Source organism: Protofrankia sp. CiP1_Cm_nod2 (assembly GCF_920664355.1).
Lineage (GTDB): Bacteria > Actinomycetota > Actinomycetes > Frankiales > Frankiaceae > Protofrankia.
This window is the reverse complement of record NZ_CAKKTL010000028.1, coordinates 23546-34798: the sequence shown is the minus strand read 5'-3', so window position 1 is coordinate 34798 and position 11253 is coordinate 23546. Positions and strand designations below refer to the sequence as shown.

The following is an 11253-nucleotide window of genomic DNA, read 5'->3' as shown; positions in this document are numbered from 1 at the left end:
GGACGTCATCGAGACGCAGAGCAGGCTGCGCGGCCTGCTGCGGGCCACCCGGACGGTCATCGCCGACCTCAGCCTGGAGGTGGTGCTGCGCCGCATCGTGGAGGAGGCCTGCCAGCTGGTCGACGCCCGGTACTGCGCCCTCGGGGTGATCGCCAGAGAAGGACATCTCGAGCAGTTCATCCATGTCGGCATGGAGCCGTCACTGGTTGAGAAGATCGGGCAGCTGCCGCGGGGGCAGGGGGTGCTGGGCCTGCTCACCGCGCAGCCACAGCCGCTCCGCCTGGACGACATCGCGACGAATTCCCGGGCCGTCGGCTTCCCGGCGAACCATCCGCCCATGCGGACCTTCCTCGGTGTTCCGATCAGGGTCCGCAGCGAGGTTTTCGGCAACCTCTATCTCACGGAGAAGCGCAATGGCCGGACGTTCACGGCCGAGGACGAGGAACTCGTCCTGGCGCTGGCCGCAAGCGCCGGGATCGCCATCGACAACGCCCGGCTGTTCGATCAGGCGCAACGTCGCCAGCGGTGGTTGCAGGCCTCGGCGGACATCACCCGCCACGTACTCGGTGACGGCGAGCGGCCACTGAACATGATTGTCAGCCGGGCCCGGGAGCTCGCCGGCGCGGACGTGGCCGCGATCCTCCTCAGCGGGGAGTCCTCGTCGCACCTGACCGTTGAGGTTGCCGACGGTGACGATGCCGGTGTGCTGCAGAGCACCTTGATCCCTATGGACGACTCGCTGGGGGGCAAGGCGGTGCGGATGTGCGCGCCGCTGCTCGTCTCGGACGCCGCGGCCGAGGCCAGTGGCAACGATCCCTACGCGCAGGGGATCGGCCCGCTGATGATCGTCCCGTTGGCCGGCTCCCAGGTGGCCAACGGGGCGGTGGTGCTCGGCCGGCGGCACGGGGCCACACCGTTCACGGACAGTGATCTCGATATGGCGGCGGCGTTCGCCGGGCATGTGGCGACAGCCCTCGAGATCACCCAGGCGCGGGCTGCCAGGGAGCGGATCGTCGTCCTGGAGGACCGGGACCGGATCGCTCGTGACCTGCACGACCACGTCATGCAGCGGCTGTATGCCGTCGCGCTCGGCATGCAGGGGCTGGCCGCCGCCGAGGAGCGGCCAGGGCCGGCCCGCCGGATGGCCACGTACGTGGAAGACCTGGACGTGACGATCCGTGAGATCCGCTCGACCGTCTTCGAGCTGCGGGGCCGGCGGGCGACGGCCGGTTCCGGCCTGCGGGCGCGGGTCTCCTCCGTCGTCGACGCGGTGAGCGACGCCTTCGGCTTCGCGCCGTACCTGCGGTTCGAAGGCCCGCTGGACACGATGGTGGACGCGGCGGCCGGCGATCATCTGCTCGCCGTGGTGCGGGAGGGCCTGTCGAACGCGGCCCGGCACGCCCGGGCCAGCAGCGTCGAGGTCGTCGTACGGGCCGCCGGGGGCCGGCTCGACGTGGACGTGATCGACAATGGTGTGGGCATCGGGAGCACGGAGCGTCGTAGCGGGCTTGCGAACCTGCGCAGCCGAGCCGAAGATCTGGGCGGTACCTTCGACCTCTCCGCGGGGCCCGAAGGCGGTACCCACCTGCGCTGGTCCGTACCCCTGACCTGAGTCACCCACAGTTCCCACCACAGCCGGTCAGGCCGGCTGATCTTACTCAACGTCATCAATCATGCTCGTATGATGCTGGACCGTGCGGGATGCGTGAGCTGCCTGGGACGCTTCGTCCGTCCGGGGAAGCGCCATCCGGAGGGAGCCGTGGGCCGGAGGTCCGGGTGGCGGGGTCCGAACGGCCCGTCCCCGAAGAAACTTCCGACGGTCGTTTCGACCTTCTTCCCAGCTCAGGATGGACATCGGGCGGCGGCGGCGTGCCCGGGGCCGGTGCCGGTCGGCTGGTCCGGCCGACTCGGATGATCACTATCGCGCCTGCCGCCGCCACATGTTCTGACGTTGGAGGTGTCATGACCGTCGATGGCCGGACGACAGTGCCGGAGCGTACGGGCCCGCACGCGCGTCCGTACATGTATCTCCAGGTCGGACGCCCCGAGTTCGACAGCCCGCGGTTCACCGACATCCGCTTCACCGGCCCGCGGCTGACCATGGCGCAGCTGGCCGACCTGGAGACGATCGAGACGCACAGCGCGACGCTGTACTTCTCCGGCGACCGCGTCTACAAGGTGAAGAAGCCGCTGGACCTGGGCTTCCTCGACTTCCGTACCCGACAGGCGAGGGAGGCGGCCTGCCGGGCCGAGGTCGAGCTCAACCGCCGCCTCGCCCCCGACGTCTATCTCGGCGTGGCGGACATCCGCGACAGCGCCGGCACGCTGGTGGACCACATGGTCGTGATGCGGCGGATGCCCGCGAACCGGCGCCTGTCCAGCATGATCGCCATGGGACGGCGGGTGGACGGGCAGCTACGCGCGCTCGCCCGGCTGCTCGCCGCCTTCCACCAGCGCTGCCCGACCTCCGCCGAGATCGCCGAGGTGGGCAGCCCAGCCACCCTCGAGGGGCTGTGGCGGGAGAGCCTCACCGGGATCGCGCCGTTCAGCGGGATGCTGATCGACGCGAGTGTCATCGACGAGATCGGCCGGCTCGCCCCCCGCTACCTTGCCGGCCGGGCGGCGCTGCTGGCCGGCCGGCAGCGCGCCGGATGGATCCGGGACGGGCACGGCGACCTGCTCGCGGACGACATCTACTGCCTCGACGACGGCCCGCGGGTGCTCGACTGCATCGAGTTCGACCGCCGGCTGCGGCTCGGGGACGTGCTCGGCGACGTCGCCTTCCTCGCCATGGACCTGGAGCGCCTCGGCGCCGCCGACGCCGCCGAGAAGTTCCTGGCCTGGTACGGGGAGTTCGCCGGAGAGACGCACCCGCCGTCGCTGCGGCATCTCTACATCGCCTACCGGGCGCTGGTGCGGGCCAAGGTCTCCTGCATCCGGGCCAGCCAGGGCGTGCCGGAGGCCGCCCGGCAGGCGCGCCGGCTCGCCAGGATCGCGCTGTCGCACCTGCGGCGCGGCCGGGTCCGGCTCGTCCTCATCGGCGGCCTGCCCGGCACCGGCAAGTCCACCCTGGCCGGGAAGCTCGCCGACGCCGATGACGGCTGGGTGCTGCTGCGCTCCGACATCGTCCGCAAGGAACTGGCCGGCCTGCCCGCCGGCGAGCACGTGCCCGCCAGCCTGTTCGAGGGGCCCTACGACGCCCAGGCGACCGACGCCACCTACACCGAGCTGCTGCGCCGGGCCGGCCACGCCCTGGAACGGGGGGAGAACGTGGTGCTCGACGCGTCGTGGTCCACGGCCGGGCATCGGGCCGCCGCCGCCAGCCTCGCCGAGCAGACCAGCAGCGAACTCGTCGAGCTGCGCTGCGTCACCTCCCCGGAGGTGGCTGCCGCGCGGATCGCCCGCCGGGCCGCCGCCGGGGAGGACCCCTCCGACGCCACCCTCGCCGTCCACCAGGCGATGGCGGCCCGCGCGCAACCGTGGCCAACCGCCAGCGTCATCCAGACCGCGGTGCCGATCAGTGAGGCGCTCCTGGCCGTCCAACGCCGCGTGAACGTGATCTGAAACGCGATCCGGGCCGGCGGGACTGGGACTGGGCCTGGGACTGGGACTGGGCCGCCGCCCGCGTACGCGGCCCGTCCGTGTTCCGCGCTGCCCGGCGGGCCTACTTCTGGGCGGCTTTTTTCTGGACGGCCTGTTGCTGCTCTTTCTGCTGCCCCTGGAGTTTCGTGGCGTAAACCGCCGCCTGGGTGCGGCTGGTCAGCTCGAGCTTGTCGAGAATCGCGGACACGTAGTTCTTCACGGTCTTGTCGGACAGGTGGACCCGGGAGGCGATCTGCCGGTTGGTCAGCCCCTCGGCGATCAGCAGCAGGATCTCCCGTTCCCGGTCGCTGAGAGTCACCAGCCTGCCGTCCTCGGCCGGGCCCTCCCGCAGCCGGGCCAGCACTTTCTGCGTGACGGCCGGGTCCAGCAGGGAACGTCCCGAGGCGATGGTGTGGATCGCGCCGACGAGATCCGTGCCTTTGATCTGCTTGAGCAGATAGCCGGCCGCGCCCGCCATGATCGAGGCGAACAGGGCGTCGTCGTCGTCGTACGACGTCAGGATCAGGCAGCCGATCTCCGGGTGCGCGGAGCGGATGTCCCGGCACACGTCGATACCGCTGCCGTCCTCCAGCCGCGCGTCCAACAGCGCGACCTGCGGGTTGGACGCGGGTATGCGGCGCAGCGCCTCGGTCGCGCTCGACGCCTCGCCGACGACCCGGATCTCCCCGGTATCTTCCAGTACCTCCCGGATGCCACGCCGGACGATCTCGTGATCATCCAGAAGAAATACCCGTACCGGATCCATGGCGAAGCACGCTACCCGCAGGTCTCACCCTTTACCATCCGGGCCGCCCGCCGGCCGCGGAAGATCGCCGCGAGTTTGCCGTTGTGTACGCCCGCGGGACCGGAAAGCGTGCACAACGACAAACTCGCCTGGATCAGGTTCCGCTACTGGCGGAGCTTCTTCAGGCGCTGGCCCAGGTCGATCAAGGTGCTGGACAGTGCGTCCACGAACGATGAGCCGATCTTCGATGCGCTTTCACGGACCGTCGGGTCCTTCGCAGCCTGGCCGGCCGCGGAGTAGGCCCGGTCCAGGGTCGCGCGGAGCTCGGCGAGCGCCTCGTCGACTCCCCTGCGGTCGAACGGACGCTCGCCGACGACGTCGTCGAAGTGCGCCTTCACCCGTTGCCCCAGCGTGGTGAGACTGTTTGCCACGTCGTCCCAGGCTGTCTTCGTGTCGGTCATACGGTCGCTCCCTTCTCACCTGTATCTTGCAGCATTTCCCAGCTCGACCGCCGCAACCACCCGGGGCGGGGCCCCGCCCCGGGCCGGTGCGGTCACGCGGGCGCGCGGGACGGCGCGCCGTCCGTACGCCTGACGCGCTCCGGGCGCCGGATGCGGTGCTGGCCGTCCGGGTCGGCGACGACGTAGCCCATGCCGCTGGGGGTACGGTCGCCGATGCCCGCGTAGCAGGCGAAACGGGCCAGGGCGTTGAGGGCGGCGCGCGTCCGCGGCGGGACGTCCGCGGGCGCGGCAAGCTGGTAGCGGACGAACCCGACGCAGCCGCGGCGTTTCGGCGCCCCGATCTTGACGACGTACTCGGCGCTGGAAAGGGTCGTCTCGACGAGCTCCAGATGGCCGTCGATCGTGGCATCGATGTCGGAGGGTAACGGCGCGAGATCCCGCGCCCAGGCCCGCCACCGGTAGGCCAGCGTGCCGAACACGCGCTCGGGATCGGGCAGGATGCGCTGGCGGCGCACGCCGTCATCGCGTCCGGTGGCGAAACTGACCGGCGTGACCAGCCCGAACGCCCAGGACGTCGCCGGGGGAGCGGCGGCGAGCAGATCCGGGTACGGCTCGCCCCCGGCGAGCTCGACCGCTTCGGTCACGTAGTCGGTGGAGCCGAAACGCCACCGGTCGCGGTTGCGGAGAGCGGCGAGCATCGAGCTGGTGATCTCGTCGAGCAGGATTCCGACCTCGAAACGGACCCTGGCCGACGACCGGCCGGGGGCGCGCTGGTGCTCGTCGAGGAGCGGGGTGATCGCGAACGGCCGCGGCGGCGGCCCGTCGTGCAGGTACGCGCTGGCTTCGGGCGACAACTCCTCGCGGACGGCCGCGAGCACGGCGGCGTTGACCGCCGGCCCCGTGTACGGTGGCGGCAACGCCCCCGGGGATACCGGCCTGACGGACACGACAACGCGAGCGGGCACAGCTCACCTCTCCAATCCTCGGCGTCCCGGCCTGCCACGGCCTGCCCGTGCCACAGCCCAGGACCCGACCCGAATCTCACGGTAGGCCGCCGGAGCGGCCACACCATCCCGGGCCCCGCCAACGTCCCCACCCCGCCCGTACCGCATCGACACGACCCACCCATCCCTGACGGACGACGGAGCGGTGGGAAGCGCGGGTCAGCACCCCCGGGACCGGTGGTACTGTCGCAGCGCCCCGGCCTTCCGCATCGGATTGAAACTAGTTCAGCATCTGGAATGCGCCGTGCACCTTGGGCTGTAGAGCTCCGGCTTTCCGCATCGGCTTGAAACAGAATCCGGACTTCCGCGTTCCGGTGCTTTCGGTCCATGGGGCCGGATCTCCGTGTCGGGCGGAAGCCGGCCCGGCGGCCGGAGTGCGATTGCGGAACTGCGGAAGATATGGGTGATTCCGGTTGTTATCGTGACGGTTTCCACCTACGGAGTCCGGGGGCGTAGGTGGTGGCTGTTGTCACCGCGGCGGTTTCTGCCTACGGCTCTCAGAGGAGAGCGTCCGCGCGTCCTCGGTGATCGTGAAAATGGCCCGATTCGTTGCTCTTTGTGTTTGCGATGGTGCGCAGGGGATTGACTGGGAGTGTCGTGGGCACCCTGCCGCGGGGCGTGACGGGGCATGCCCTAATCTGACCTGTTCTCCAGCAGGAGGGCGGTCGGGGGCAGAGTCGAAAGCGGCACAATCGTGCGCTTCCCGTGTTCGCTTGTGGCTCTGACGTGCGGAGGGAGCTCGGGTGACGATCGGATGTGGGGGCTTGGCGCTGGGCGGCGCCGAACCCGATGGCGCTGGGCCGGACGGCGAGGGCCCATGGGGCCGGCGGCCGGGGCGTCCCGTCCGGAATGGGTGGGTGTTGACAGGGGCTGACGAGCCCCAGTACGTTGCCGACCGGCCACTACGCGCGGCGTGTGGTCGATGACCAGGATCTTCGCGGTCCCGGTCCCCTGTGAAGCACTCGGAGCATCCGAGTGCTGTGGCGTCTTCGTGGCGTCGCTTTGTTGCCGGATCACCACCCGTGGTTCAGCGTGCCCAACACAGGAGGACCGATGGCTGCCCTGACACTCGCCGACATCGCGGACGAGGACGACAACAACGCATTCGCGGCCTTCCGCGAGCTGGTGGGCCCGGCGCTGTGGGCGGTGATCGTCCGCGATGTCCACCGGGCCAAGCCGGGGACGTGCGCCTGCCGTCCCGACCGGCCACCCATGTTCGACGCCGCCCACCCGATACCCGGCCCGCTCTGCCAGCGTTGCATGGACCAGTGGACGCCTCGGCTCATGGACGGTTTCGGCCGGATACGTGCCGCTCTCATGGGCGACGTACCGACGATCGCCGGCGGCTCGAATGCCGGTCAGGAAGTTCGTGAGCTGATCGTCGTCCGTGACCATCTTGTGACGCCCGAGGCCGAATGGCAGGAGGCCGCCGTTCACGGCGCCATGCTGTGCCACCCCGCCTTCCCCGGGGGAATCTCGCCGGAGCCGCCGGGCTGGCTGCGGGCGGTGTGGGCGCAGCTCGTCCACTTCCCCACGGCCGGGCGGATCGTGCCGACCGTGCGCCGGGAATCGGCCGCCGAACGCGGCCTGCCGACCCGTCCGGAAGTAGCGATCAGCACCGCTGAATGGGCCGCGCCGCTGCGCGCCGACCCCGTCGGCCAGAACATTCTCATCCATTTCCTGCTTGGTCTCCGGGACGAGATCACCGACCCGTTCTCGCTGCCGAAAATGCAGCTCAGGTTCGGTCTCAGCGAGCGGGAGACCGACGAGCGGCTGCGGCGCTCGCTCGCGCTGCTGCGCCGGTGCAACCCCGACTTCTACGCGCGGGCCGTTGCCGGTCCGCTCGCCGGACGGCCCGGCGGGGTTCCGGATGAGACCGGCCCGGACGAATGTATCGGCGATCACGTGCCGTCCGTCGAGGATTCCTGCGCGGCCGAGGCGGACGCCGACACCGCACGAAAGGCGATCATCGCCGAACTCCTGCCGCCTGTTCGTCCCAGCGATGACGGGCGGGTGCGCGACACGCACCCCGACACGCATGGCGACACGCATCCCGACACGCATGGCGATGGCTATGGCCGGCGGGAGAATCCGGGGCCGCGGCCGAAGGCGGTCCCTTCGAGAACCGCGCCGAAGAGCCAGCCGAAGACCCACCCGAAAAGCGGCCGGCCAGGGGCGTGGCCGAAGAGCCGTCCGGATGCGCGGATGCCCGGGGCGGGACCTGACGCGGCTCCTCCCGCCCCGGGTTCCGACGCCACTCGTGAGCCTGGTGCCACTCGTGAGCCTGGTGCCGCGCGTGAGGCCGGTGTCATTCGTGAACCGGTACTCAATGCCGTCACAGTTCGGTTGTTAAAGGTGATTGTCGATGCCGCGTACGGCAAGAAGGCCGACGTTGTCGCGGCCTTCCGACGGCATCTGCGGCTGGGCGAGGAGGAGGCCGAAGCCGAAGTCGGCCGCTTCACGCGCCTCGTCGCCGGGGCCGGTGTCTGTTGGGTCGACGTCCTGCTGCGTGGCATTGACGGCTACGGGGTGGCGTGATGCCGAGAAACAGCACAGCCGGCGCCGTCACATACCTGGCCGTCACATACCCGGACCTGGACCCGGCCGTCAGCCGGGCGGCAGGGCGGCCCATGCCTCCAGCAGGTCCGCGAGGTCACGTGCCTGTGCCGTGGACAGCACGACGGCCCGTGTCCCGGCCCATGCCCCGAAGCCGGTCGTGTGGGCATCCCGAGCGTCACGATCCGGATCGTGGGCCGTAGACGTTCCCGCTGCCGACAGCGGGGCTGCCGGCGCGCCACCTGGAACCGTCGGAGCTGGAACCGTCGGGGCTGTTCGGGGCCCGTGCTCGGTTTCGTGCCCAGCGCCGGGGACTGTCGATGCCGTGGGAGCTGTGTTCCGCGGAACGCGGGCCCCAGCCTGCTGGGGCTCAGAGGCCTGATCGTCAGGGGCTGTGTTCCGCGGAACGCGGGTTCCAGCCGGGCGGAGGCCGCGGTCATGGCTGTCAGGGGCTGTGTTCCGCGGGACACGGGTCCCGGCGGCGGGGTCCGGCCATGAGGTGATCTCAAGGCGGACGCCGTCACGGACCGTGGTTGCCTGCACGGATCGCGGTGCGGCCGGTGCCGTTATCGGCAGATCGGTGATCTTCCTGCGGCGGGCGAGCCGCAGCAGGTCGGGCCGGGCGAACACGGCCGTGCCCCTGGTGCGCAGCAGGTCCGCGAGCTGGCGGCCCACCGTCGTCCGGCCCGGCCTGCCCGTCGTCCGGCCAGGTGTATCCGTTGCCTGGCAGGGTTCGTCCGTCCAGGTCAGGCGCAGTGGAGGGCTGCCGCCGTCGTCGAGGTCCAGCACCGCGCGGGCCCCGGCGAGCCGGAGCGTCGCCGGCCCGAAAGTGCCTTGCACGTGCCGGGAGACGAGCGGAATGCCAGCCAACGCCGCCAACCGCCCCGCAGCCGTACTCACCGGCATCCCCTCCCTCCAGCCCCCGCAAGACATGACTTCAGTAACCGACGGTAGCGCTCCTCCCAGCCGGACGCCCCCGGCTGGCTACCGCCGTCAGCGTGCGACAGCGCCGTCAGCCCGTAACAACTCAGCCCATGACACCACCGCCGCCGCCATCCCGCCCTTGCCGCCGCCCGCCCGTCACCGGCAGACCACGCCGGGCCCGACCGCACACCCCGGCGCCGGGCGGCCGGAGCGCCACCGGTCGTATCCCGCTCCGCTCATGGGATTGAGGGTGCAAACGGCTGCTATCACAGCCACTTGTTCCCTCAATCTCGTGATCGGCCGATACTTCGGGTGGGGTGGGGCCGTACTGTGCGGAGCGCACGGTACGGCTGGCGGCCGGGAAGGATCGCGGCCGTGGTTGTCGTCCCCGTCGTCAGCGGTCCTTGCTGGGCTGATCCTTGCCGGGATAGATGGAGAGAGGCTGGGGAGAGGATGCGGCGCCGAGGTCGGGGAGACTGACGCCGCGGGCGCCCTGGACATCGCGGCCCTGGCGTTCGTTCTGGACGAACCATTCGAACGAGCGGCCGCGGGGGTCGGGGGGTACCGGGACGTCGGTGCGCAGGCCGTTCGGGCGGACCCTTGGGTAGTGCACGGGCGTGAGCGGATTTCCGGTGGCGGCGGCGAGGAAAGCCCGGATGTGCGGGACCTGCTCGAACCGCTCGTCATCGCCGCCGGCCACCGCCCGCCGGAACTCGCCGACGGTTTCTCGGGCCGCGGCCGGGAAACCGTCGGAAACGGGCTCGTCCGGGATGATCGAGCGGTAGTACTCGGCCCACGACTCGCCGGTGCGCAGGTCTGTGCGGGCCGGGTCGACGGTGAGCTGGACGCTGCCGAAACCCAGCGGTTTGCCCAGGCCCAGCCGGTGGAAACGGCTCGGCTCGCCGGCGCCCAGGTCGAGCAGCCACAGCAGCGCGCCCAGCTCGGCCCCGGTGAGGTTACGGACGTCGACGCTGAAGGTGAACGTCGTGCCGGGCCGGACCCAGCCCTCGATCGACCGGTTCTGGTCGTCGCGGTTCTCGTCCTTCTCCCCGCCGCCGGTGAGGGTGGCGAACGCGGTTCCGTCGCGGTTCAGCGGGTTCGCGCGTGAATTGTTCTCCGGTACCGCGGACTTTCGCGGTCGACGGTATTCCTGGTAGCGCCCGCCGTCCAGGCTCTGGGTGCGGTCGGCGGCCGGGTCCTGCCAGTAGCGGTCGGGCAGGCCGGCGTGATGCGGGTAGACCTTGCGTCCGCGCAGCATTCGGCCCTCGGAGACGAACCAGCTCCCCTTGGGCAGCCCGGCCGGCAGCGGCGCGGGATGGCCGTTGCGTTCGGTGCCGAGATAGAAACGGCCCTGGCCGGGTTTGGGCTGGCCGAGAATCGCCAGCGGCAGGCCCGGATCCCGGAAACGCTCCACGGCGGGCCCGCCGGCCGGCGGCGGGAGGCTTTTTCTCTCGGCGGGCGCGTCCGACGCCTGGTCGCAGCGCACCGGGCCGATGCGCACGGCGCCGAGCCAGGCGCCAGCCGGGTCGCGCCGGCCGTCGGGCCCGGCTCCGGGACGGTCCTCGGTGCGGACCCAGCCGAACACCCGGTCCGCGGGGGACAGCTCACTGATCGAGTCCGCGGGCCGCAGCGACGGGGGCAGCAGCTCGCTCGGTGGGACGCTGAACAGCTCGCGCGCGATCGTCACCGGATACAGGCTGTCGATCTCACCGCGGGCGTCCAGCCGGACGTAGAGCAGGTCACCGTCGGTAATTTTCTCTGGTTCCATGCCCTTTGGGGGGACCAGGTGACGGCTCGATACGAGTGCTCCCGGGTTTTTGGGGTCGGGCTCCTTCAGTTCGCCGGGACGATGCGCCGCCGTATAGCTGTAGATGATGTCGCGCCAGATGTCCCGCAGCCGCTTGTCGAGCTCGTAGGTTTCCCGCAGGTCGTTGCGGGGATCGAAGAAGAAGACCCGTTCGTCGTGCTTGCGGTCGATGTT

Annotated in this window: 7 protein-coding genes; 3 read left to right on the top strand and 4 right to left on the bottom strand. The window is 70.7% G+C overall.

Annotation, left to right across the window (positions count from 1 at the left end; all coding sequences use genetic code 11):
* Together NBW84_RS05130 and NBW84_RS05125 are read left to right on the top strand one after the other, a co-directional pair.
* The coding region (locus NBW84_RS05130) for a GAF domain-containing protein (RefSeq protein ID WP_250282179.1) at positions 1 to 1612 on the top strand (1612 nt) is incomplete at its 5' end.
* A gap of 350 nt (positions 1613 to 1962) precedes the next feature.
* On the top strand, positions 1963 to 3564 hold the full coding sequence (locus NBW84_RS05125) for an AAA family ATPase (RefSeq protein ID WP_250282176.1): 1602 nt from the start codon (positions 1963 to 1965) through the stop codon (positions 3562 to 3564).
* A 100-nt stretch (positions 3565 to 3664) separates the two neighbouring features.
* Here NBW84_RS05125 and NBW84_RS05120 read toward each other — a convergent pair whose 3' ends face one another.
* The 3 genes from NBW84_RS05120 to cas6 form a co-directional block, all read right to left on the bottom strand.
* Positions 3665 to 4348: a response regulator gene (locus NBW84_RS05120; RefSeq protein WP_250282174.1), complete on the bottom strand. Its 684-nt coding sequence runs from the start codon at positions 4346 to 4348 to the stop codon at positions 3665 to 3667.
* A gap of 143 nt (positions 4349 to 4491) precedes the next feature.
* On the bottom strand, positions 4492 to 4788 hold the full coding sequence (locus NBW84_RS05115) for a hypothetical protein (RefSeq protein ID WP_250282172.1): 297 nt from the start codon (positions 4786 to 4788) through the stop codon (positions 4492 to 4494).
* A 92-nt stretch (positions 4789 to 4880) separates the two neighbouring features.
* On the bottom strand, positions 4881 to 5753 hold the full coding sequence (cas6, locus tag NBW84_RS05110; protein WP_250282169.1) for a CRISPR system precrRNA processing endoribonuclease RAMP protein Cas6: 873 nt from the start codon (positions 5751 to 5753) through the stop codon (positions 4881 to 4883).
* Positions 5754 to 6845: 1092 nt separating this feature from the next.
* On the opposite strand from cas6, the gene NBW84_RS05105 reads away from it, so the two are divergent.
* Positions 6846 to 8330 (top strand): hypothetical protein, encoded by a 1485-nt coding sequence (locus tag NBW84_RS05105; RefSeq protein ID WP_250282168.1) that lies wholly within the window; start codon positions 6846 to 6848, stop codon positions 8328 to 8330.
* Positions 8331 to 9666: 1336 nt separating this feature from the next.
* Here NBW84_RS05105 and NBW84_RS05100 read toward each other — a convergent pair.
* Positions 9667 to 11253: TIGR03986 family type III CRISPR-associated RAMP protein (locus tag NBW84_RS05100; protein ID WP_250282167.1), on the bottom strand; the 1587-nt coding region annotated here is incomplete at its 5' end.

What these genes read in the sequence shown, in the direction of transcription:
- NBW84_RS05105 (WP_250282168.1), top strand. Translation starts at nt 6,846, where the DNA reads ATGGCTGCCCTGACACTCGCCGACATCGCGGACGAGGACGACAACAAC.
- NBW84_RS05115 (WP_250282172.1), bottom strand. Translation starts at nt 4,788, where the DNA reads ATGACCGACACGAAGACAGCCTGGGACGACGTGGCAAACAGTCTCACC.
- NBW84_RS05125 (WP_250282176.1), top strand. Translation starts at nt 1,963, where the DNA reads ATGACCGTCGATGGCCGGACGACAGTGCCGGAGCGTACGGGCCCGCAC.
- NBW84_RS05120 (WP_250282174.1), bottom strand. Translation starts at nt 4,348, where the DNA reads ATGGATCCGGTACGGGTATTTCTTCTGGATGATCACGAGATCGTCCGG.